Below are 20353 nucleotides of genomic sequence, written 5' to 3' on the forward strand. Positions count from 1 at the left end.
TTTTCAAGTTTTTGTATTCTTGATATATTATCAGAAAATTCAAACAAGGAGAGTGTCATCTTTTGGAAACATCAACAAGAACGAAAACACAGGAAAAGTGTCAATATTGTGAAGGCAAGGGGTATTTCCAGCTTCTTTTAGGTGGCTCTGAAACTTGTGAGGAATGCTGTGGAAGCGGAAAAAGGGAAAGCTAATGGATGAAGGGAGCCCATGATGCCGGGCTCCTTTTTCTTTATCCTAATATTGACTTTAATCCCCTATTTCAGTAAACTAGCTTTGAATACGGGGGTGAAGAAATGTACTTACCGCAGTTGTTTATTTCCATGCTATTATTTATCGTCCTTTTTTTTGGAATTGGTTTCCTTTTAAACATGCTTCTTCGTTCAACATGGATTATGGCGGTCATTTATCCGGTGGTCGTGATCATGATCATTGATCATGTGAAATTTTTTAAATACTTTTCTAGCCCTGGACAAAGTTTTACAGAACTCGGCCATGATTTAATTCATCTTCAGACTGTAGACATCTGTATTCTTGCAAGCGGGATGGTTGGTGCCATTTTTGCCGGATTGGCCATTAAAATGCTTCGGGTAAGAGGGTATCAAATGTTCTAGAATCTTCTGTGTATATTAAGAAGGTTCTTTTTTTATGCCAAAAAGCTCCTATTTGAGACGTTTATCCGTATAAAGTTTACCTCTCCTGGAAAATACTACGTTTTAGAGAGGAGTGAAAGTTTGCGTTTTATACGAAATGCCATAAAACGTCTCTTGATGACGGCTATGTTTATCCTTGCTCTGCTAACCACCTTGCACTCGATCTCAGGTGTGGAGGCTAAGGATGTAACCGAATGGGCGGCTTCTCAACAGAAAACACAGCAGGAAAGCTTGTTTCAATCCATGAAGGTGGATGTGATTAAGTTTATCGCTCAGGCCCTCGAAGAGGTGTCTTTGTTCTGGGAACGAGAATTTACTGTAACCGCAGAGCCGGAAAATGTTTCAGCGGTGAAGGAGTTTGATTTTTCCCCTTATCCTTCGGTCACTGTAACCGCCACAGGTTATACGGCTGGAGAGGAGTCTACTGGCAAAAATAAGGCACACCCCGCATATGGAATTACAAAATCCGGATTAAGGGTCAAGCGGGATCTCTATTCTACCATTGCGGCCGATCCGTCAATCTTTCCCATTGGCACCATCCTTTGGGTACCAGGATATGGGTTCGGTGTAGTGGCCGATACAGGTTCAGCGATCAAGGGAAAAAAAATAGACCTCTATTATGAAACGACAAAGGATGTTTATGAAAAATGGGGCAAGAAAACATTAAAGGTCTATGTCGTTCAAAACGGTTCAGGGACAGTGACTGAGCAGGAACTCAAAGCATGGAATGAAAAAAAAACCATGCACGTCAACCGGAAACAATTGTATTAAAAAAAGCTTCAAGCCAAACGGCTTGAAGCTTTTCTGCTAGATCATTAATTCGCTGTAGAGACCGGCTGTTTCCACAGCACCTGATGCAGTTTATGCAGACCGTCAATCAGTCTGGGGGAAGGCCGGCAGAAGAGATGTTCTTCAAGAATATGCACTTTTTTCTCCTTTACTGCTCTAAGCTCGGACCAGCCCGGGCGTTTTTCCAAAAGCTCGAGTTTTACTTTCTGCTTCCTAACCCCCACCCAAGCGATGCAGATCTCATCAGGATCTCGTTGAATGACATCCTCCCAGGTGGTTCGAACACTTGCCAGTTCAACATCTTCGAAAACGTTTTCAGCTCCGGCAAGATGTGAAATCTGTGTCAGCCAGTTCTGCCTGCCAGGAGTAAAAACAGGCTTTGGCCACCATTCCCAGTAAATCCGCTTTTTCTCTTTAATGCCGGCTGCGAACGTTTGATACTCATTGATGATTTCTTTATATTGGGATACGAGAGAAACTGCACGCTTTTCCACGCCTGTCCTACTTCCCAAATCCTTCAAATCCTCGGCTATATCTTCAAGAGTGGTGGGATTGTAAACCACGTGCGGAAGGTTGCGGCGTTTCAGTTCTTCTACATTCTTTTCCATGCCTGGAACACTTAAAGAAGCGAGCACGAGATCCGGTTTCAGTTCCTCGACCATGTCCATGTTAATGGATAGGTCCGGACCGAGCCTCGGCAAGGAGCGGACCCTTTCAGGCCAATCGGAAAAGTCATCCACACCGACAAGCTGTTCTGTCAACCCAAGGTAATCAACTAGCTCTGTGTTGCTCGGACAAATAGATATCAATCTCACGAATCGTCACCCCTTAAAGTACGAAGAAAAGCCAGTATACGATCAGCGTTTGGACAATTCCAAGAAGTGCGCCGTAAAAGACTTCATCCGGCTGGTGGCCAAGAAGTTCTTTTAATTGTTTATGCTTTTCTTTTACGTCCTGTTTTTTCATTGCCTGGCTGACTTCCACATGCTCCCGGAAGTCTGTCACTAACTTATTCAATACGGCAGCCTGTTCTCCTGCATGCCATCGGATTCCTTTCGCATCATACATCACAATAATGGCAAACATAGCAGCAACGGCAAAAATAGAGCTGCCCAATCCTTCTCTCAGAGCAACTCCTGTTGCAAGCCCTGTAACGGCGGCGGAGTGTGAACTAGGCATACCGCCTGTACTGATAAACAGATCCCATCTCACTTGTTTTGTCTCCAGGTAGGTAATTGGTATTTTTAAAAATTGAGCCATTAATATTCCTAATAAGGAAGCAAGTAAAGGAAAATTGAATAATAGGTCCATAGATCGTCTCCTCGCAGCCTTTTTCTACAATGTATCGAGATAAGGTTGTTCTAATGCTTTCATAATACCCTTTTTTTAAGGTTTGCAATCTAATGTTCTGCAGGGGATGGCATTAAAGGCGGAAGAAAATGCACCTTCTGTTATCATAGTGGAGAAGGGATGGGAGAACTGATGGATTATCCAATGGAATACTATGAGTTTTTCATTTCGTTCAATGAGGGAGATTACTATACGTGCCATGACCTGCTTGAGGAAATGTGGCTGATCGATAAAGGGAATTACTTTTTAAAAGGGCTGCTGCAGATGACAGTGGCGATCTATCATTATGAGTATGGAAATGTAAAAGGTGCGAGGAGTATGATGCAGGCCGCCCACCGTTACCTCCAAGAGTATCGGCCTTTTTATTGGGGAATCGATTTACAAGAGGTGTATCGCTTTATGGAAGCCTGTTTGAAAACAATACCTCATGAAATCGACAGTGTCCCTTATGAGGATGTGGATAAACTGCCGGCCTTACCGGAATTGATCCTGCTACTAAATGATCCTCAGGAAGAATAAACTGACAGTAGCATACCATGCAGAAGGAGGTTGTGTATGTTTACCGTAAAGGCAAATTGGAATAAGAACAACCCGGAAGAAGTGTTATTGATCGGCATATGGTCCGATCACAAAAAACTTGATGGAATTCCTGCCGAACTAGATGCGGCATTTAACGGCCATATTACAGAGCTTTTGAGGGAAGGAGACCTTTCAGCATCGGCAAAATCGGTTACGAAGCTTCATACATTTGGGATTGTTGGAGCGAAACGGCTTTATTTTATCGGTTTAGGACGGCGGGCAGCCGCGAACTACGAGACGATAAGAGAAGCGTTCGGCAAAGCGGTTCAGCTTCTGAAGCGGGAGAAGCGGGAAAAGGCAGCTATCGTCCTGGAAACCTTTGAAAGCGATCGATTGTCTTGTGATAAGCTCGCACATGCTTTTGCGGAAGCGGTTGTAGCGGGAAGCTATGAATTTGAAAACTATAAAGAGCGAACGAATGAACGCGACAAGAAGCTCACTGAAATTACGGTTTACAGTTCAAACAGCCAGACTGGGGCCGGGCTTGCGACAGGCCATGCCTTTGGTGCGGGGATTAATACGGCACGAGATCTTATCAATACTCCGGGCAATCTTATGACGCCGACAGATCTTGCTCGGGCAGCGATAGAGATTGCCATCAAATTCGGTATGGAATATGAAGTTTTAGATAGGGAGGACATGGAGAGGCTGGGCATGGGTGCGCTCCTAGCCGTATCACAAGGTTCAGATGAGCCTCCTAAGATGATCACGGTGAAGTATAAAGGAAGGGATACGTGGGATCATGTTCTTGCCCTGGTCGGTAAGGGGCTTACGTTTGACTCAGGCGGCTATTCCATTAAACCGGGTGCTAACATGCATGAAATGAAAAGTGATATGGGAGGAAGCGGGGCCGTACTTGGTACGATGGAAGCGGTCGGCCGGCTGAAACCGAAGACCAACCTACTTTTTGTCGTGCCATCGAGCGAGAATCTTATCAATGGAAAAGCAATGAAACCCGGAGATGTGTTTACATCGCTGAGCGGGAAAACGATTGAAGTACGTAATACAGATGCGGAAGGCAGGCTGATCCTTGCTGATGCCATCACTTATGCGAAAGAAATGGGAGCAGACTATCTGGTAGACGTTGCGACGCTCACTGGAGGAGTGGTCGTTGCTTTAGGAGATTGTACGACGGGTGCACTAACAAATAACGAGGAGTTATTCGGCCAGGTAAGCCGGTCCGCAGGGAGTGAAGGAGAGCTGATATGGCTTTTGCCCAGCCATCAACCGTTTAAAGATATGCTGAGATCAAGCGACATGGCCGATTTGAACAACTCCACAGGGCGGTTGGGCCATGCCATAACCGGCGGGCTTTTTGTCGGAGAGTTTGCTGGGAAAACCCCTTGGGTTCATCTGGATATTGCGGGTACAGCCTATTCCTCCAAGGCCTCGAGCCTCGGCCCCAAAGGAGCAACAGGGGTAATGGTACGTACGTTAGCCCGGCTGGCATTGGATTTTAAATAATATTGCAGAAAAGCATGGCACCTGTCATGCTTTTTTACATACTCTGAAAGAAAAAGAGGATTGCGGGATGATTCGATCTGTATTATAATATAATTATTATTACTTTATAATTATTTTAAAATACATAAAGGAAAGGGGATTGTACAATGGCGGATTACGATTATCACCATCTCCCTCATGTAAAAGTGCAGAGCCGGTCAAAAAAAACGTTGTGGATTACCCTCTTGCTGACCCTGTTTTTTACGATCGTTGAAGTAATCGGCGGGCTGATCTCCAACTCTCTTGCGCTGTTATCGGATTCCGCCCACATGGTCTCAGATGTACTGGCACTCAGCTTAAGTATGCTGGCCATTTACCTGGCTACCCGGCAGCCGAATGCCAAATTCACTTTTGGTTTTTTGCGTTTTGAAATCATCGCTTCCTTTTTAAACGGGCTTGCCCTGGCCATCATTGCCATTGGTATTTTTATTGAGGGCATCAAACGTTTCATTAAACCGGAAACCATCGACTTTAAATTGATGCTCATCATTGCAGTGATCGGCTTCACCGTAAACCTTGTGCTGACCATAGTGTTAAGCCGAAGCATGAAGGAAGAGGAAAACTTAAATGTAAAAAGCGCCCTCTGGCATTTTATCGGTGATCTGCTCAGCTCGATAGGGGTAATTATCTCTGCGATTCTCATTAAGTTTACGGATCTATATTTCTTTGATCCTTTAATTAGCTTAATCATTGGCGGGATTATATTTACAGGCGGTTACAAGATCATTAAAGAATCCTATTTGATCCTGATGGAATCTGTTCCGGACGATTTGAACCTGGAAGCGATCAGATCCGATATATATAAAGTGGAAGGGGTGGAGGATGTTCATGAACTGCATCTATGGACGGTAACCACCGATCATCACTCTTTGACCGCTCATGTTTTCATTAATGAAAACATCCAGCCGTTCTGCATCATTCTCGCCATTAATGAAATGCTGAAAGATAAATATAAACTTAAGCATTCGACCGTTCAAATCGAGCACGCTACCATTCACCATCATGGAGAATACGGAAAGCAGTTCTTAGAAACACATAAATCATAAAATACTAGTGAAAGGTCTTTTTTATATTTTATACAAGGAATGAAGGGTGCAAGGAAATGGACATAGCTGCTGCATTTTGATTAAAATGAGGACAATACTAATGTTACAACCGTAAAGGGGTTCGTTATGAGCGAAAAGAAATCATTGGCAGCACGTATTTTTTGGTACATCATTTTAGCTATACCTATTTTAATCATTGTATTTACGATCGTAGCGTTATTAAGGAACGTATTTTAACCTAACCAAGGTATGTACTATCCCGAATGATGGACACTATAAAACGTCCTTCATTCGGGATTTTTTATGAAGAGAATAGGGATTAAAGAATTAATAGTCCAAGAGACCGGATGAGCAACTGGCGGTCAGGAAAAAAGGGCTGATTTAGAGTGTCCGGAGGAATAAAGCGCAATAGTACCAGTGGCAAACACAGTGAGCTGAAGCAAAGTACGCAAAGAGATAGGGACCGGTATCGATGCCTTTGGAGAAAGAAATGTTCCCCAAAAGACAGCCACCAGAAGGGGAGCCACAAGGCAGAGAACATATTTTGAAAATCCGCTGACCATGTGAAATCCCCAGTATCCAAAGGCTACTAATACAAAGAGCCCAGAGAGAAAAAGCACACCTAAAAGAATGGGCCCCAGGATGGCCATGGATGATTCCCCGCTTTCTTATTGAATTTCAGACTTTAAACGGTAGTCAGCCATTTGTGCTTCGGGATGAAGAACGCTGTTTCCATGGCAAACCTCTAGACGTTTCGGCTTGAGATGGCTGACGATCGAGCTGCTCTTGAAGGCTTCTTCCATATCTGCCGTGAACATGGGCATCGGCTTTTTCAGTCTTCCTTTCTTAGACGTGAACAGATCACCCGCGAGAAGGACTTGATCTTCTTCGTGGTAATAAACCGTGTGTCCGGGAGAGTATCCCGGAGTAAGGTAGGGTCTTAGTCCATCAATGAGTTCAAGTTCACCTTCGGTTCCGGCAGAAAGGGGCAGGGTAATGCCTTTTGAGACCGATGAAACAGCCTTCTTTCTTCGAGGATAGGCAAGGTCACCCTCCAGATAAGGGATTTCAACGGAATGGGCATACACCGGAATGTTATGGTCTTTCAAGATGGCTGAAATAGAGCCCGTATGATCCGAATGGCCATGTGTTAACAAGATTTTTTGAAGAGGTCCAGCATTTAATTGATCAATTGTATTTAAAATTCCTTTGGCCATCAAAGGGATCCCAGCATCAACGAGGGTGATCCCTTCTTTACCGCGAACAGCCCAGACATGGATCGGTATGATCATCCATGTTTTCAGGCTCCAAATATGAGGGGAGATTTGTTCAACTTTCATTATTTGCTCCTTGTTTTATGATTTCTTGAAAACCGAGATAGAGGGCATCGATGCTTTGTTCAAAGGTGGATGACAGACGGTCCAGCAGCTTTTGAAGCGGCTCTTTATGATTGAGGTAGGTGCTCACCATGCCGTGCAGGTTATAGAAAAGAATACGAGAAAAGGCAAGAGACTGTTCATTTTCAGATAGTGTGAGGGCATTGTTCAGCACATCCTTTAACAGCTGAAAAAGTTCAATCCGTACTTTGTTGATCTGCAGTTTCGGATCCTGTTCATCCACTCTGGATGCATTGGCACTGATAAATGTGATGTACATGCTTTGATGCAGGAGACAAAATTCAATGAATGTTAGACAGATCGCTTTTAATTTGGCAGGACCATTCAGATTTGTTTGTTGATCAATTTTCTCCAGCAGCTCCTTAAGCTCATGTAAGAGCGGCATCGCCAAATGATGGAGCAGTGATTCTTTATCTTTGTAATACAGGTAGATAGCCGTATGCGAGCATCCGGCTTCCTTTGCAATTTCTCTGATGGTTACAACGTCATATCCGCGCTTTCCGAATAGTTTACCAGCAGCCTTGAGTATCTTATTCTTTGTTTCTTCCGAACGCAATTCTTGTTTGCTTACCATTACTTATCGCTCCTAACCATCGGTTACTAACCGATGGTTATAATATATGTGATTCGTCTTTCCATTGTCAAAACTTTTTATTCGACAAAGTTTGCTGACCTTGTGTACGAAGCATAAAAAAGAGGTACACCCTGCTTTCGGGATGTACCTCTTTGTTTTTATGCTGCATTTGAATTCGATGTGCGGCGGTTTTTAGAGACTGCCTTATAGATTCGTGGTGAAATCACTGCAGTAACCGCGGTCAGAATAATATCCTTTGGTAGGAACAAAAGCATTCCTTTCCAAGTGCCCAGATAGGTGACACCATCAACCGCAGCCCAGTTGGTCAGCGCGGCGTAGAGAAGCGTCGTTCCGACAAAGTAGTTCACGATCAAACCTGCAAACGAAGCAGTAAAGAAAACCGGCAGACTTGGTTTTTTCGCAAGTTCAAGGATTTTTCCGGCTACATAAGCAGCAAGTATAAATGATAAAATAAATCCAAAGGTCGGTTTGAAAATGATGGAAGGTCCGCCGGAGAATCCTGCAAATACAGGAGCGCCAGCCAGACCGACAAGCGTGTATACGATCATGGAAACAGCACCGAGACGGCTTCCGAGCAGCAGACCTGCCAAAATGCAAAAGAAGGTTTGAAGGGTAACAGGCACTGATCCGAAGACGAGGGCAGGCATCCATGCTGTAATATTTCCTCCTACGGCCATCAATGCTGCAAACATCGCAGCGAGGGTTAAATCAATCGCTCTAAATTTCATTATGTTCACCTCATGTGGTAATTTATCTATATTGATGGTAATTCAGAGAAGTGATAATTGTCAACTTAATTTTTATACAAGGTTTACATATAAAATCTCATGGAGGTGCAGAATATGTTTTTTGGAAAAACACCGAAGAAAAAGGATCGGGAGAGGGTACCGCCCAACCAGAATGTTACGACCCGCTGGCCGGTGCTCCATTACGGCGATGTTCCTTACTATAACGATTTAAATGACTGGAACCTGAAGATCTACGGAATGGTGGAAAATCCGACAACTTTTACCTATGAGGAGATCCTGGCACTTCCCAAATCAACGGCAACCAATGATATCCATTGTGTAACCGGCTGGTCCAGGCTGGATAACGAATGGGAGGGGGTTGCTGTAAGGGATGTTGTGAAGCATGTCGGCATTCATCCCTTGGCCAAATACGTCCTTCTGCATGCGGAAGAAGGATGGACAACAAATCTTCCATTGAATGATTTTTTGAAAGAAACCAGTTTGCTGGCTCATTCTCACAATGGACAAACGTTAACGCCAGAGCATGGGTACCCGCTGCGGGCGGTGGTTCCCCATCTCTATTTCTGGAAAAGTGCGAAGTGGCTCCGAGCCATTGAATTCCTGCCCATGGAAACACCGGGCTTTTGGGAGAAGAACGGGTATCACATGTATGGAGATCCCTGGAAAGAAGAGCGGTTTAGTTGGGACTAGAAAATCTTTTTTTTGAAAAAAATTACAAAAAAGAAGAAAAACGCATGTAAATTTTCCTAGAGGTACCGATGATAGTAATAAAGGTAGTTTATGCTCTATTCGGTAAGGAAAGGAAAGAAGTGCCTGTGTGCGGTAATCTTCATACCGTCTGTGATCAGATGGAAAAGTAAAAGAAAAGTTATATCAATCATGCCGATCGGCAAACAGTTATTCAAATCCTGATCACTCTTTATCAGCGCCACTTGAAACTAAACTATAAATAGAAGCAGAAAGAAGCAGCTGTTCGATCAGCTGCTTCTTTCTATTTTGGTATAAGATGTTTTTATTCCGTCCATATCTTCGTGGTGAACTATTATTTCCTTGTTATCTCCATTCATCATCATCACTTCCACTTTTTCTGGTGTACAGCTGGAGATAAATTCATAACCTGCCTCTTTTTTGGATACAAGAAGCAATGCAATGTATATGGAACACCATACATCTTCGGGATGGTTAGGAGCCATGAACCTCCATCCTGCTCAAGTGTGAGTGAAGCATTGTTAATCTTGGAAAAATACATAGCACATTCCTCCTGTACAAGGAAGATACATTCTGCAAAAAGGCGAGCTTCTCCTTTTTTAAACTGAAGGGAGTAAGAAACCATGGAAATTCTGACAATGGTTCTGCTGATCGTTAATCTGTGGTATCGGGGCTGTTCTTTCGCTTGTATTTATTTTTAAAAAATAATGATGGAAGAAGCAGGATTTTTGTCAGAAATATCAAACAATAGTATAGAATAAGCAGTCTTCTTTTTTGAATATACTAGGGAGAAGGAGGCGGATTCCATCATGGACTTTGTGAACGAAGAAAACCAGCAAGGAGACCAGCTGGCCATGCAGTCCGAGCATTGCATGGTTTGCAACAACGAGCTCACCAGCTGGGAAGAAAGACAAATATCCGTTTGCGACCACTGCGTCAGCAAAGCCATCGGCGATTAGCGTTCCGTTTCGGAATGCTTTTTCTTTTGGAATCAGATTTCCCTTTTCTTCACAAACTATAGAGGAAAATAAAATCAGGAGGGATTTATCATGGCTAAAAGAAAACATTCCACGAATGCTGCCGCCAAGAACAATCAAACCCCAACCGAAAGCATGACAGATGTAGAATTCTCCGACGATAAGTTTGTGGACGATATTCCTAAACGCGATACGAAGAGCCCGAAATCAAAAGGCGAAGCATAAAAAGGAGACCATGTTTGATCTTCCCCGATTTTTGGGGATACAGTTCAGATCAGACCAGGTCTCCTTCTTCTATATTAAAATGAAAACTGAAGCTCAGGTACATATTGGTTCATATGTTTTTTTATTTCACGATATTGTTTCTGCTGTGTTTTTACGTCCTTCATCGGATGCACCTGCCATGAGCGGTCCACCCAGGTTGGGAGAAATGAAGGATTCTCCAGCTCAATCTTTATCTTATTTCCTCTTTGTATCTTCTTTACCTTAATATCCATCATACCCCCAATATTTTTGTAAGGGCCTGTCTGCCCTGAAAAGAAGTTGCCAAGAGAATAGGCTGCAAAAGCCCGCTCTCCGTTCTTTTTCTTGATCCAGGACACAGGCTGAAGCACATGAGGGTGATGCCCAATGATGATATCTGCTCCTGAATCCGCTGCCAGCTGCACAAGCTCTTTTTGTGACTCATTCGGCATCCGCTCGTACTCGTTTCCGAAGTGGAGGCTGATCACGACAACATCAGCGATTTTTTTTGCTTTAAGAAGGTCGGCTTTCATGTTCTCCACATTGATCAGATTAACGAGATACGGTTTGTCCTTAGGCACAGGGATCCCGTTCGTTCCATAGGTATAGCCCAAGAATGAAAAGATGATCTCATTCCGTTTCAGGATACGGATTATCTTTTGATCCTTGGATGATTGAAAAGCACCGGTATACGGCATTCCGATCTCGTTCCAATGGTTGATCGCACTCAAAATCGCTTTTTCCCCGCGGTCCAGCGTATGATTGTTCGCAATGGTCACCAGATCCACACCGCTTTTCTTCAGCGCATCTCCAACCTCTTGTGGCGAATTAAAGGAAGGGTATGAAGATAGTCCAATTTTCTCCCCGCCGATCATCGTCTCCTGATTTGCCACTGTAATATCCGGGTTCTCCAAATATGGCTTTACCTCTTTCAGCATCGGATTAAAGTCATAGGTTCCATCACGTTTCTTCGCTTTATCGTACACCCTGTCATGTATGAGGATATCCCCGACTGCTCCGATGGTTGCCGTATGGACGGTCTCTTTGGGCTGTGCCTTTTTTGGCGGGTTTACGGCTTTTTTATTTTGCCTCTCGCTGCTTGCAGGCTCATGGCTGCTTTCCTCAGTCAGCTTATTTCTCAGGACTTGAATAAGTATTAAGAGCAAGATGACCACACAGATGGTTGAAATAATCGTTATTTTTTTCATAGTAAGCGTTTTCCTCCTATCTCCATACTAGGTCATTTAGCAAGGAATTCAAGGGAAATTTGCGAATGTTCTTTAAAACGGACGAAATGTTCTTTGAAAATAACGAAAAATTAAGAAAAAAGGCGATTGAAGAAGATAACAAGGACGTTTGTACGTTAAAAAGAACAAATTTAACCAATTTTGCAGGTTTTTTAAATAGTAAAATCGTTCTATACTGAACACGAGTTGTTCGTTAATAAGAACGACATGAACACGAGCAGGGTCTAAGTCCTTAGTAAAAAAGGAGGGAGACACATCAGAAGCAAGCGATTGAGAAAGTTCAGAAAGAAGCATTGGGTATATGTTTTAAGTTTACAAGTGGCATTATGTTTTATTCACTTATGTACTCCCTTTACGGTCTGACCGGAACTACAAATGCCTACTTTAATGATACATCCAAAGTTAGCGGAACGATTAAGGCAGGGACTTGGGAGACCGACGACGGGAAGTGGGATAAAAGCTCACTGACCTTCCTATCGGCATCTAACGAAGCTTCATGCAGCAGCATTAGCGCTGTAATAGTAAACAAGGGTGAGAAGATGCAGGGTCCTGTTAAATACGAAGTTTGGTGGGCTGAACTAGGAAATCCAAAGGATGGCAGTAAAGTCGATACTGGAAAAATTGATGCGCTGACAAAGAACCATAAAGAAACCCTTACATATTTGCCAACGAAAGATGGTGTTTATAAGTTTAAAGCATTCCAGAGACCAGGACATCCAGGTAAGGGAGATCTTTGGAGTGATGGAATTACAATAACTGGGTGTAATCAACAAGATACAGATGAAGATAAAAGTAAGGATGGCAAAAAAGAAAATATAGAGAGCGAGAAAGAAAAGAAACCAGTGTCTGGCGATTCAGGTAATGACAATACAGAGGAAAAACCGGCTGAAAAGCCTGCAGAAGTTAAGGATGAAACAAAAGAACCAGAGCCAGCAGCAGATAGTAAAACCAATGAAGGTGAACAGGACAAAGAAGCTGTAAACAAAGACGCCGAAAAAGATGCCGAGCAAAATTCAATAGATCAAAAAATGACAGTTCCAGATTCAAAGAAGGGTGATAGTAATGAAGACAATCAAAGTTAAAAAATGGCTTAGCAATATTGTTACAACGGTTTTATTTGCAACCCTGTTGTTTATGGCAGTTGTAGTCATCTCGTCAAAAGCTTCAGGAGGAGATCCTAGTTTTCTCGGTTACCAGCTAAAAACAGTCCTATCCGGCTCCATGGAACCGCGAATCCACACAGGCTCAATCATTGCAGTTAAGCCTGGTGGTGACATGACCCGTTTTAAAAAGGGTGACGTCATAACCTTTAAGGCTTCTGAAAATAAATTGATTACCCACAGGATAAACAAAGTGGAAGGCAGCGGATCAAATACCAGATACGTCACAAAGGGTGATAACAATGATGCCCCCGACCTGGAACCGGTACTTGCTAACAACGCAGTCGCAGAATACAAAGGGTTCACCGTTCCTTATGTGGGATACGGAATGGAGTTTGCACAATCCAAAAAAGGTACCACTTTATTGATGATCGTTCCCGGAATTCTCCTTCTCATCTACTCTGTGGTCACCATCTGGAAAGCCTTTCGGGAAATCGAAGTAACAAAAAAAGAAGAGACACCGCCAGTAAGTAATTAACGGTTGCAACTCTGCAGAGAAACCTCTTTGCAGGTTCAATATAAAAACTACATACCCATGGAAAATGGGGAAGGGGAGGAAGTTGAACATGAGTTTGAAAAAGAAATTAGGTTTAGGGGTAGCCTCAGCAGCATTAGGATTGTCTTTAGTAGGTGGAGGAACTTATGCATACTTTAGTGATTCAGCTAAAACTAATGGAACATTTGCAGCGGGAACATTGGATTTAAATGCTAATCCAACAACGATTATTAACGTAGATAAAATCAAACCTGGTGACACAATGCTTCGTTCTTTCAAATTAGCGAATGATGGGAATCTTGACATAGCGACTATTAACTTAGTTACAGATTACAAAGTTACTGATGCTAAAGGTGACAATGCAGGTGAAGACTTTGGTAAACATATCCGTGTCAACTTCTTGCTAAATGCTGATAAGCTTGATGTTCCGATTTACTCAACTACACTTGCAGATCTTAAAACATTGTCTCCAGATGTAATAAAAGGCAATATCTTTGGTGGCTGGTTAGCTGAAAGAGGGGGAAAACTAGCGGCTGGTACTAAAGATACCCTTTATGTACAATATGAATTTGTTGAGAACAAGGCCGACCAAAACCAATTCCAAGGTGATTCTTTAACTCTTGATTGGACATTTGAAGGCAAGCAGGGCGCTGGCGTAGTAAAGTAATTTAAATTAAAAGGGAAGGTGGGGCATCCCACCTTTCTTTTATAGTATAGATGTTATGCGAGAAACAAAGTCAGACCTCCAAATTAAAAGCGAGGAGGTACAGATCATGATATTTAACTCAAATAAATTTAAAATTGTGTTTGTATATTCCATTTCACTGCTGCTTACCCTTATTGTTTTTTTCCTTTTGGGAAAACAGATGCATCCAATACAACCTCAAAAATAGATCTTGCAACCTCTCCAACCGAGTCTCTTTTTGATGTGAACAACATGAAACCCGGAGACTGGGCGACCAGAACTTTAGTGGTAAAAAACAAGGGAAATGTTCCTTTTACTTATAATACAAAATCCAATTACAAGAATGGTTCTAAAAAATTCTTTAATCAGCTTCTTCTTAAATTAAGTGATAAAAATGGAGTTGTTTATGAAGGAAAACTCAGCGGCTTCAAGAAACTACAACCGCGTAAACTACAACCACGAACAGAAGAACAACTAACAGCAACGATTTCATTTCCCTGGGAATCCGGAAACGAATTTCAAGGATTGAAAACTGAATTTGAACTTGTACTATTGACCTCAGACTCTAATATCAATAACCCGCCAAGCGATCAAGATGACACCACAACAGACAACAACACACCGCCGTCCAAACAAACTGATCCACCATCAAACAATACAACACCAGGCATTTCAACCTTGCCGAAAACCGGTGAAAGCAGTCCTTATCCTATCATGATTCTAGGCTTTTTCATCTTCTCATCAGGGTTAATTCTTCTGCTTGTGAAGAAGTCTGTAATCCCAAATCCTTTTAAAAGGGAGTAAGTTATGAAGTGGCTAGCATATGTGCTGATCACTGCTGGAATCTTAACGATGTGTTATCCAAAGCTAAAGAGCTATTATTACACGAACCAGGAGAACCAATTACTTAAGTCATGGGATCACCCGCCCAACGAACAAGCAAAGGACAACTACAAAATGTTAAATCAAGTTTTCACTGAAACAGAAAAACCTGTGAAACCCTCCATGAGAAGTCCACAGCCCAACCGTTTACTTGGAACACTGGATATCAAAAGAATTCACCTCCGTTTACCGATTCTGGAAGGTGCCAGTCTGGCCAATTTGAAAATTGCCGCTGGACATATCTCCGGCACTTCTGCCATCGGTGAAAACGGAAATGCGGCCATTGCTGCCCATAGAAGCTATACGTATGGTAAACAGTTTAATAGATTGACGGAAGTGAAAATGGGAGATTTCATCACCATTGCTACAAAAGAAAAAGCCCTCACGTATCGGATGTTCGCTAAAGATATCGTCAATCCGACTGATCTGTCTGTATTACATAGTAAAACAAACGAAAACATCATCACTTTAATTACCTGTTATCCCTTCAAAAACCCGACACACCGGTATATTGTGAAGGCTAAGTTAATAAAGATTGTTAACCAGTAACGGAAGCAAAATTGGTATCCATCAATAGGAGACACGGTTGTTACACCTATAAACGCTGGAAACAGCAGGCAAAGGATGATGCAAAGAAATGATACGGCTCGAAAGTGGAATCTATTTAAGTGAAGTGGCTGGAAATAAAGTGAAGGTGATTTACTGTGGAAAAAACGCATGTGAATTATATATTAATAATGAATTTAAGGGAAGAGCACCTTTTGATTATGTGAGAGAGCGATTGATGATATGGGAAAACAAGAAGGACCTGCCTACAGCTTATATTATACCTTATCCATTTAAGCAACTCGTTCCACTCATCGATTTTTATGTATAAAAAACCGGCGTCCATCCAGACGCCGGTTTAACTTTGGTTCTTATTTTTCCATTTGTTGAATTCAAGGAATTCTTTGAATTGGTCTTTGCTGACACCAGACTCCATAGCTTCCTTTACGAGCTCTGCCCATTCATAATCCAGCTCCGCCTCATTGACCTCAGCTTTTTCATTCAGCAATTTTTCAACAGGAATATCCAGGACGGCGGCCAGCTTTTCGAGCAGCTGTACAGAAGGATTGGTTTGTATGTTTCGCTCAAGGGAGCTGAGGTAGGATTTGGCGATACCTGCTCGTTCTGCTAGTGCGGATAGAGATAGACCTTTTTCTTTTCGATATTTTTTCACAAGTTCACCAATCATGATGATCCCTCTTTTTTACTGCAAATTTGATTTCATTATACATTTATGGACTATAGGCTGTAAATAGAGCAAAAGCGACATCACCCTGATGTCGCTTTAACTAAAGGCATATTTTGTTGTATGTAGGATTGCTGCAGATACTTTCGTACTTCCTCCAGGCTTAATCCTAATTTTTTAGCTTGTAAAATCAAAACTACCCATTCTTGATCAAGATGTGTTTCGTTTAGGTTTTGCATGTTTCCCTCCTGAAATTGGTGGTTTTCTAGGTAATCCAGCCGCCATAGTTATTTCCCTTAGACCTGTGATTTTGCGTCCATGCTTTTCAGCCATGTTTGCCCTGTAACTGGAGGGTGGCGTTACCGACAGGCAGTTGATGATACAAATTTAACCAATTCATAGTGCTTAATTCACATTTTTATTATAGGATGTTATTCTCTAGTAATATGTCGTAATTTGCCTGTTATGTAATTGTAATATAACAGTAAAGAAACCGCTTACATTGATAGTTTGCTCCCAGTTGTTTAATATAAAATAATAAAACAGAATAGGAGCGAGGCGTTGATGGATAAAGAGAAATGGAAAGAATTGGACAGTAAGGATCCATTGCATCATCTTAAAAGTGAATTTTATACCCATCAAAACGTTCTATATTTAGATGGAAATTCGTTGGGGCTTCTGTCGAAAAGAGCAGAGAAAACACTGATGGAGTCGTTAAAAGATTGGAGAGATTTCGGAATTGACGGCTGGATGAACGGAAAACATCCGTGGTTTACGTTAAGTGAAGCGCTTGGGGAAAAAATCGCGCCCTTAATTGGCGCATACCATGATGAAGTGATTGTTACTGGTTCAACAACAGGCAACCTTCATCAGATGGCCTCCACTTTTTTCAAGCCGTCAGCAACACGAAAGAAAATATTGGCAGATGAATTAACGTTTCCATCCGATATTTATGCTTTGAAAAGCCAGCTGTCAATGCTAGATCTTAATCCCGGCCAGCATTTAATCAGAGTGAAAAGCCGAGACGGAAGATTAATTGAGGAAGAAGACATTATTGATGCAATGACAGATGAGATTGCGCTCATTGTGCTGCCCTCTGTTTTGTATCGAAGCGGCCAGCTTCTCGATATAAAACGTTTAACAGAGGAAGCACATCAGCGTGGAATACTTATCGGGTTCGACTTATGCCATTCCATTGGTGCTGTTCCTCATCAGCTGTCAGAGTGGGAAGTGGATTTTGCGTTCTGGTGCAATTATAAATACCTCAATGCTGGACCAGGAAGTGTGGCAGGATTGTACGTTAATCGAAAGCATTTTGGAAAGGAGCCTGGCCTTGCCGGCTGGTTTGGTTCGAATAAAGAAAAGCAGTTTGATATGGATCACGATTTTATTGCAGCTGAGTCTGCAGGTGCCTATCAGATCGGAACGCCTCATGTTTTAAGTATGGCTCCATTAATCGGGTCGCTCGAGATTTTTGCTGAGGCCGGCATGGATCGGCTGAGAGAAAAATCTCTTAAGCTGACAAACTATATGATGGAACTGATTGAAACAGAGCTTTCGGGTTTTGGTTTTTCCATTGGGAACCCAAAAGATGACGATCGGAGGGGAGGACATGTGTGCCTCGAGCATGAGGAGGCAGCCAGGATCTGCAAAAGTTTAAAAGAAAACGGAATTGTGCCTGATTTCCGGGCACCGAATGTGATCCGCCTCGCACCTGTAGCGCTCTACACTTCATTTGAAGATGTCCATTCAGCTGTTCATCGGTTAAAGAAAATTATGAAAGAGAAACAGTATGAAAAATTTTCAAACGTACGAGAGGTGATCGCTTAATGTGTGGAAAACTGATTGATATCTCCATGCCATTAACTCCTTCTGTTCCGGCCTGGCCAGGAGACACTCCGTATTCGTTCGAGTTAGCCTGGACGAAAGCGGATTCAGGATCCGTGAATGTCGGCAAAGTGCAAATGAGCACACACACAGGAACCCATATCGATGCACCGTACCACTTTGACAATGAAGGGAAACGTGTGCTGGATCTGGATATAGAGCTCTATGCCGGGAAGGCCCTGTTGGTAGATGTTACGGGTAAAGATACAGTTGGGCCTGAGGAGCTGGCGGACATCCCACTAGAAGGAATGGAACGCGTGCTTCTTAAGACGGGGTCTTGGAAGGACAGAAGTGTTTTTCCAGAACGCATTACTTATCTTGATGAAAAGCTGGCTGCCTTTTTAGCAGAAAAAGGAATAAAGCTCATTGGCGTGGATGTTCCATCAGTGGATCCTCTCGACAGCAAAGAGCTTCCTGCTCACCATGCATTTCGCCAAAACGGCATTCATATTTTAGAGGGTATAGTCCTTGATGATGTAAAGCCAGGAGAATATGAGTTGATCGCGCTGCCTTTGCCGCTAAAAGAAGCGGACGGAAGTCCCGTTCGTGCCGTATTAAGAAAAATATAAGGAATCACGCGAAGAGTTGATCGAAGTCAAAGGACAATGATCAACTCTTTTTGTGTCAGAGCCGAAAACTGTAAAACGTAAGAAAAACCGCTATCTTTGTTTCAACTGTGACGATTGTTTATAATAGAAGTGAAGCTTAAAGCAAATACGGGGGAACATTATGTATAAGTATGGATTTCAAAATTATTTCGAAGCGGATTTTGCCGCGTTTTATCCTGAAGTGATGGAGGGCGAGCATTGGATTAATGTATATTTGAATTTTGATCTGTCAAGACAGACGAAGCTTCCTGCTGATCTGCATGATCCAAGCGCACTTGTTGTATTCGATCGTGATGGCGAGGTTCAGGATTTTATCGTTCATGATGAAGGTGTAGACTGTGAATATAAGTTTACTGACCGTGAAAAGCAACAAGTGCTTTCCTATATAAAAGAACAGAATTTGATTTAAGGGGTGAGCGTATGAAAATTAAGGGCATTGAACCAACACCGAGTCCAAACTCCATGAAAATTAACATGGACGAAACGCTGCCGGGGAATGAACGCTACAACTACACGAAGGACAACCTGGAGGGTGCACCTGACTATATCCAAAAAATTTTCAAAGTGGAAGGCGTGAAAAGCGTTTACCATGTGGCTGATTTCATCGCACTTGACCGCCATCCGCGGGCAGATTGGGAAGAGGTGCTGGCTGGTGTCCGGGAAGTTTTCGGAGATTCAGATGAACAGCTGTCTGAAGCTGCCGGACAGGAGAAAAAGGAAGAAGAATACCTGGAAATTACAGTCCTCATTCAAATGTTCAGGGGCTTGCCGATGCAGGTGAAATTGAAAACCGAAAATGAAGAACGGCGCGCCGGCCTTCCGGAGCGTTTTATGAAAGCTGCGCTCGAAGCTCAAAAAGCGTCTGATAACCTTGTGATGGAACGTCAATGGGTAGAGCAGGGTGTTCGCTACGGAACGTTTGAACAAATCGCACAGGAAGTGGTAGAAGAGATTGCGGCCGCTTATGATCAAGATCGGGTTCAAAAACTAGTGGAACAGGCCTTTGCCATGGAATCCGGAAAAGAAGCACCAAAAGAGGAGGTATCAACATCCGAAGTCGCTGAAAAAATGCAGGATGAAGATTGGCACACCCGGTATGCCGCTTTGGAACGAATGAATCCAACCGTTAATGATATTATGGTGTTAAAGCAGGCATTGAAGGATCCGAAACCTTCCATCCGCCGCCTGGCCGTTGTTTATCTTGGCATGATCGAAGATAAGGCAGTACTTCCTCTCCTAAACGCGGGATTGAAGGACAAGAACGTCGCGGTTCGCCGGACGGCAGGAGATTGTTTATCCGACCTTGGGAATCCGAGTGCCATTCCTGCCATGTGTGACGCGCTTCATGACAAGAACAAGCTCGTTCGCTGGCGCGCTGCACGATTCCTGTTTGAAGTAGGAGATGAAACGGCCATCCCGGCACTAGAAGACGCAGAAGACGATCCAGAGTTTGAAGTGCGACTGCAGGCAAAGATTGCTCTCGAACGCATCCAAAGCGGTGAGGAAGCTGCAGGTTCGGTTTGGCAGCAGATGATGAAGAGCCGGGAGAACAACCAATGAACAAAGAA

Annotated in this window: 29 protein-coding genes and 1 riboswitch; of the genes, 19 read left to right on the forward strand and 10 right to left on the reverse strand. The window is 42.9% G+C overall.

What is annotated here, in order from left to right; genetic code table 11:
• The first annotated feature begins 62 nt into the window (after positions 1-62).
• The 3 genes from ABHN01_RS14420 to ABHN01_RS14430 all read left to right on the forward strand — a co-directional run bounded on the left by ABHN01_RS14420 (position 63) and on the right by ABHN01_RS14430 (position 1424).
• Positions 63-194, forward strand: a complete 132-nt coding sequence (locus ABHN01_RS14420; protein ID WP_290398494.1) for a YuiA family protein — start codon at positions 63-65, stop codon at positions 192-194.
• Positions 195-296: 102 nt separating this feature from the next.
• Entirely contained in the window at positions 297-614 is a 318-nt protein-coding gene (locus tag ABHN01_RS14425; protein WP_290398495.1) for a YuiB family protein, read from the forward strand.
• A gap of 129 nt (positions 615-743) precedes the next feature.
• Positions 744-1424 carry a 3D domain-containing protein gene (locus ABHN01_RS14430; RefSeq protein ID WP_429876181.1) on the forward strand — a complete coding sequence of 227 codons (681 nt, stop codon included), beginning with the start codon at positions 744-746 and terminating at the stop codon, positions 1422-1424.
• A gap of 44 nt (positions 1425-1468) precedes the next feature.
• Here the strand turns inward: ABHN01_RS14430 and ABHN01_RS14435 are convergent, their stop codons facing one another.
• Both ABHN01_RS14435 and ABHN01_RS14440 read right to left on the reverse strand, forming a co-directional pair.
• On the reverse strand, positions 1469-2257 hold the full coding sequence (locus tag ABHN01_RS14435; protein ID WP_429876120.1) for a cobalamin-binding protein: 789 nt from the start codon (positions 2255-2257) through the stop codon (positions 1469-1471).
• 13 nt (positions 2258-2270) lie between these two features.
• Positions 2271-2753, reverse strand: coding sequence for a divergent PAP2 family protein (locus ABHN01_RS14440; protein ID WP_290398497.1), 483 nt, complete (start codon positions 2751-2753; stop codon positions 2271-2273).
• 168 nt (positions 2754-2921) lie between these two features.
• On the opposite strand from ABHN01_RS14440, the gene ABHN01_RS14445 reads away from it, so the two are divergent.
• From ABHN01_RS14445 to ABHN01_RS14455, 3 genes are all read left to right on the forward strand, one after another.
• Positions 2922-3311 (forward strand): DUF309 domain-containing protein, encoded by a 390-nt coding sequence (locus tag ABHN01_RS14445; RefSeq protein WP_429876182.1) that lies wholly within the window; start codon positions 2922-2924, stop codon positions 3309-3311.
• 36 nt (positions 3312-3347) lie between these two features.
• Entirely contained in the window at positions 3348-4835 is a 1488-nt protein-coding gene (locus tag ABHN01_RS14450; RefSeq protein WP_429876121.1) for a leucyl aminopeptidase, read from the forward strand.
• A gap of 146 nt (positions 4836-4981) precedes the next feature.
• Complete coding sequence (locus ABHN01_RS14455) at positions 4982-5920, forward strand: cation diffusion facilitator family transporter (RefSeq protein ID WP_429876122.1); 939 nt, start codon at positions 4982-4984, stop codon at positions 5918-5920.
• Positions 5921-6282: 362 nt separating this feature from the next.
• On the opposite strand, the gene ABHN01_RS14460 is transcribed toward ABHN01_RS14455, so the two are convergent.
• From ABHN01_RS14460 to ABHN01_RS14475, 4 genes are all read right to left on the reverse strand, one after another.
• Positions 6283-6570 (reverse strand): YrdB family protein, encoded by a 288-nt coding sequence (locus ABHN01_RS14460; RefSeq protein WP_429876123.1) that lies wholly within the window; start codon positions 6568-6570, stop codon positions 6283-6285.
• Positions 6571-6588: 18 nt separating this feature from the next.
• Positions 6589-7260 (reverse strand): MBL fold metallo-hydrolase, encoded by a 672-nt coding sequence (locus ABHN01_RS14465; RefSeq protein WP_429876124.1) that lies wholly within the window; start codon positions 7258-7260, stop codon positions 6589-6591.
• Positions 7250-7891 (reverse strand): TetR/AcrR family transcriptional regulator, encoded by a 642-nt coding sequence (locus ABHN01_RS14470; RefSeq protein WP_429876125.1) that lies wholly within the window; start codon positions 7889-7891, stop codon positions 7250-7252. Before ABHN01_RS14470 ends, ABHN01_RS14465 begins: the two co-directional genes overlap by 11 nt.
• Positions 7892-8049: 158 nt before the next feature.
• On the reverse strand, positions 8050-8640 hold the full coding sequence (locus ABHN01_RS14475) for a biotin transporter BioY (RefSeq protein ID WP_290398501.1): 591 nt from the start codon (positions 8638-8640) through the stop codon (positions 8050-8052).
• 114 nt (positions 8641-8754) lie between these two features.
• Here ABHN01_RS14475 and ABHN01_RS14480 point away from each other — a divergent pair, with 114 nt between their 5' ends.
• On the forward strand, positions 8755-9351 hold the full coding sequence (locus ABHN01_RS14480; protein WP_429876126.1) for a sulfite oxidase-like oxidoreductase: 597 nt from the start codon (positions 8755-8757) through the stop codon (positions 9349-9351).
• 287 nt (positions 9352-9638) lie between these two features.
• Here the strand turns inward: ABHN01_RS14480 and ABHN01_RS14485 are convergent, their stop codons facing one another.
• Positions 9639-9854 (reverse strand): hypothetical protein, encoded by a 216-nt coding sequence (locus tag ABHN01_RS14485; RefSeq protein ID WP_429876127.1) that lies wholly within the window; start codon positions 9852-9854, stop codon positions 9639-9641.
• Positions 9855-10178: 324 nt separating this feature from the next.
• Between ABHN01_RS14485 and ABHN01_RS14490 the strand changes: the two genes are divergently transcribed.
• Both ABHN01_RS14490 and ABHN01_RS14495 read left to right on the forward strand, forming a co-directional pair.
• Positions 10179-10328, forward strand: a complete 150-nt coding sequence (locus ABHN01_RS14490) for a hypothetical protein (RefSeq protein ID WP_290398504.1) — start codon at positions 10179-10181, stop codon at positions 10326-10328.
• A gap of 90 nt (positions 10329-10418) precedes the next feature.
• The gene (locus tag ABHN01_RS14495) at positions 10419-10571 is read left to right on the forward strand and encodes a hypothetical protein (RefSeq protein WP_290398505.1); all 153 of its coding nucleotides are present in this window, start codon (positions 10419-10421) and stop codon (positions 10569-10571) included.
• A 74-nt stretch (positions 10572-10645) separates the two neighbouring features.
• Here the strand turns inward: ABHN01_RS14495 and ABHN01_RS14500 are convergent, their stop codons facing one another.
• Positions 10646-11797, reverse strand: a complete 1152-nt coding sequence (locus tag ABHN01_RS14500; protein ID WP_429876128.1) for a CapA family protein — start codon at positions 11795-11797, stop codon at positions 10646-10648.
• A gap of 308 nt (positions 11798-12105) precedes the next feature.
• Here ABHN01_RS14500 and tapA point away from each other — a divergent pair, with 308 nt between their 5' ends.
• The 6 genes from tapA to ABHN01_RS14530 all read left to right on the forward strand — a co-directional run bounded on the left by tapA (position 12106) and on the right by ABHN01_RS14530 (position 15936).
• Positions 12106-12918: an amyloid fiber anchoring/assembly protein TapA gene (gene tapA, locus ABHN01_RS14505; protein ID WP_429876183.1), complete on the forward strand. Its 813-nt coding sequence runs from the start codon at positions 12106-12108 to the stop codon at positions 12916-12918.
• Positions 12899-13474 carry a signal peptidase I SipW gene (gene sipW, locus ABHN01_RS14510; RefSeq protein ID WP_429876129.1) on the forward strand — a complete coding sequence of 192 codons (576 nt, stop codon included), beginning with the start codon at positions 12899-12901 and terminating at the stop codon, positions 13472-13474. Before tapA ends, sipW begins: the two co-directional genes overlap by 20 nt.
• Positions 13475-13562: 88 nt before the next feature.
• Positions 13563-14159 carry a CalY family protein gene (locus ABHN01_RS14515; protein WP_429876130.1) on the forward strand — a complete coding sequence of 199 codons (597 nt, stop codon included), beginning with the start codon at positions 13563-13565 and terminating at the stop codon, positions 14157-14159.
• A 144-nt stretch (positions 14160-14303) separates the two neighbouring features.
• Positions 14304-14981: a TasA family protein gene (locus tag ABHN01_RS14520; protein ID WP_429876184.1), complete on the forward strand. Its 678-nt coding sequence runs from the start codon at positions 14304-14306 to the stop codon at positions 14979-14981.
• A gap of 3 nt (positions 14982-14984) precedes the next feature.
• On the forward strand, positions 14985-15608 hold the full coding sequence (locus tag ABHN01_RS14525; RefSeq protein ID WP_429876131.1) for a class D sortase: 624 nt from the start codon (positions 14985-14987) through the stop codon (positions 15606-15608).
• A gap of 88 nt (positions 15609-15696) precedes the next feature.
• Positions 15697-15936, forward strand: a complete 240-nt coding sequence (locus ABHN01_RS14530; protein WP_429876132.1) for a hypothetical protein — start codon at positions 15697-15699, stop codon at positions 15934-15936.
• A 27-nt stretch (positions 15937-15963) separates the two neighbouring features.
• Here ABHN01_RS14530 and ABHN01_RS14535 read toward each other — a convergent pair whose 3' ends face one another.
• Both ABHN01_RS14535 and ABHN01_RS14540 read right to left on the reverse strand, forming a co-directional pair.
• Positions 15964-16293 carry a helix-turn-helix domain-containing protein gene (locus ABHN01_RS14535; RefSeq protein WP_062233274.1) on the reverse strand — a complete coding sequence of 110 codons (330 nt, stop codon included), beginning with the start codon at positions 16291-16293 and terminating at the stop codon, positions 15964-15966.
• Between the two features lie 80 nt (positions 16294-16373).
• A complete protein-coding gene (locus ABHN01_RS14540) occupies positions 16374-16529 on the reverse strand; it encodes an anti-repressor SinI family protein (protein ID WP_429876133.1) in 156 nt (51 codons plus the stop codon).
• Positions 16530-16555: 26 nt separating this feature from the next.
• A riboswitch (cyclic di-GMP riboswitch) is annotated at positions 16556-16640 on the reverse strand.
• A gap of 214 nt (positions 16641-16854) precedes the next feature.
• Between ABHN01_RS14540 and kynU the strand changes: the two genes are divergently transcribed.
• The 4 genes from kynU to ABHN01_RS14560 all read left to right on the forward strand — a co-directional run bounded on the left by kynU (position 16855) and on the right by ABHN01_RS14560 (position 20345).
• Positions 16855-18120: a kynureninase gene (kynU, locus tag ABHN01_RS14545; protein ID WP_429876134.1), complete on the forward strand. Its 1266-nt coding sequence runs from the start codon at positions 16855-16857 to the stop codon at positions 18118-18120.
• Positions 18120-18746, forward strand: a complete 627-nt coding sequence (gene kynB / locus ABHN01_RS14550) for an arylformamidase (RefSeq protein ID WP_429876135.1) — start codon at positions 18120-18122, stop codon at positions 18744-18746. Before kynU ends, kynB begins: the two co-directional genes overlap by 1 nt.
• A 160-nt stretch (positions 18747-18906) precedes the next feature.
• Entirely contained in the window at positions 18907-19194 is a 288-nt protein-coding gene (locus ABHN01_RS14555) for a hypothetical protein (protein ID WP_429876136.1), read from the forward strand.
• A gap of 11 nt (positions 19195-19205) precedes the next feature.
• Positions 19206-20345, forward strand: coding sequence for a conserved virulence factor C family protein (locus ABHN01_RS14560; RefSeq protein WP_429876137.1), 1140 nt, complete (start codon positions 19206-19208; stop codon positions 20343-20345).
• The last annotated feature ends 8 nt before the right edge of the window (positions 20346-20353 follow it).

This window comes from Fictibacillus sp. NRS-1165, from assembly GCF_050468105.1.
Classification (GTDB): Bacteria; Bacillota; Bacilli; order Bacillales; family Fictibacillaceae; genus Fictibacillus_C; species Fictibacillus_C terrinigri.

Excerpts from the sequence above, each read along its gene's own strand:
- ABHN01_RS14425 (WP_290398495.1), top strand. The coding sequence starts at position 297 with ATGTACTTACCGCAGTTGTTTATTTCCATGCTATTATTTATCGTCCTT.
- ABHN01_RS14440 (WP_290398497.1), bottom strand. The coding sequence starts at position 2,753 with ATGGACCTATTATTCAATTTTCCTTTACTTGCTTCCTTATTAGGAATA.
- ABHN01_RS14450 (WP_429876121.1), top strand. The coding sequence starts at position 3,348 with ATGTTTACCGTAAAGGCAAATTGGAATAAGAACAACCCGGAAGAAGTG.
- ABHN01_RS14455 (WP_429876122.1), top strand. The coding sequence starts at position 4,982 with ATGGCGGATTACGATTATCACCATCTCCCTCATGTAAAAGTGCAGAGC.
- ABHN01_RS14460 (WP_429876123.1), bottom strand. The coding sequence starts at position 6,570 with ATGGCCATCCTGGGGCCCATTCTTTTAGGTGTGCTTTTTCTCTCTGGG.
- ABHN01_RS14465 (WP_429876124.1), bottom strand. The coding sequence starts at position 7,260 with ATGAAAGTTGAACAAATCTCCCCTCATATTTGGAGCCTGAAAACATGG.
- ABHN01_RS14470 (WP_429876125.1), bottom strand. The coding sequence starts at position 7,891 with ATGGTAAGCAAACAAGAATTGCGTTCGGAAGAAACAAAGAATAAGATA.
- ABHN01_RS14475 (WP_290398501.1), bottom strand. The coding sequence starts at position 8,640 with ATGAAATTTAGAGCGATTGATTTAACCCTCGCTGCGATGTTTGCAGCA.
- ABHN01_RS14480 (WP_429876126.1), top strand. The coding sequence starts at position 8,755 with ATGTTTTTTGGAAAAACACCGAAGAAAAAGGATCGGGAGAGGGTACCG.
- ABHN01_RS14485 (WP_429876127.1), bottom strand. The coding sequence starts at position 9,854 with ATGGCTCCTAACCATCCCGAAGATGTATGGTGTTCCATATACATTGCA.
- ABHN01_RS14490 (WP_290398504.1), top strand. The coding sequence starts at position 10,179 with ATGGACTTTGTGAACGAAGAAAACCAGCAAGGAGACCAGCTGGCCATG.
- ABHN01_RS14495 (WP_290398505.1), top strand. The coding sequence starts at position 10,419 with ATGGCTAAAAGAAAACATTCCACGAATGCTGCCGCCAAGAACAATCAA.
- ABHN01_RS14500 (WP_429876128.1), bottom strand. The coding sequence starts at position 11,797 with ATGAAAAAAATAACGATTATTTCAACCATCTGTGTGGTCATCTTGCTC.
- sipW (WP_429876129.1), top strand. The coding sequence starts at position 12,899 with ATGAAGACAATCAAAGTTAAAAAATGGCTTAGCAATATTGTTACAACG.
- ABHN01_RS14515 (WP_429876130.1), top strand. The coding sequence starts at position 13,563 with ATGAGTTTGAAAAAGAAATTAGGTTTAGGGGTAGCCTCAGCAGCATTA.
- ABHN01_RS14525 (WP_429876131.1), top strand. The coding sequence starts at position 14,985 with ATGAAGTGGCTAGCATATGTGCTGATCACTGCTGGAATCTTAACGATG.
- ABHN01_RS14530 (WP_429876132.1), top strand. The coding sequence starts at position 15,697 with ATGATACGGCTCGAAAGTGGAATCTATTTAAGTGAAGTGGCTGGAAAT.
- ABHN01_RS14535 (WP_062233274.1), bottom strand. The coding sequence starts at position 16,293 with ATGATTGGTGAACTTGTGAAAAAATATCGAAAAGAAAAAGGTCTATCT.
- ABHN01_RS14540 (WP_429876133.1), bottom strand. The coding sequence starts at position 16,529 with ATGCAAAACCTAAACGAAACACATCTTGATCAAGAATGGGTAGTTTTG.
- kynU (WP_429876134.1), top strand. The coding sequence starts at position 16,855 with ATGGATAAAGAGAAATGGAAAGAATTGGACAGTAAGGATCCATTGCAT.
- kynB (WP_429876135.1), top strand. The coding sequence starts at position 18,120 with ATGTGTGGAAAACTGATTGATATCTCCATGCCATTAACTCCTTCTGTT.
- ABHN01_RS14555 (WP_429876136.1), top strand. The coding sequence starts at position 18,907 with ATGTATAAGTATGGATTTCAAAATTATTTCGAAGCGGATTTTGCCGCG.
- ABHN01_RS14560 (WP_429876137.1), top strand. The coding sequence starts at position 19,206 with ATGAAAATTAAGGGCATTGAACCAACACCGAGTCCAAACTCCATGAAA.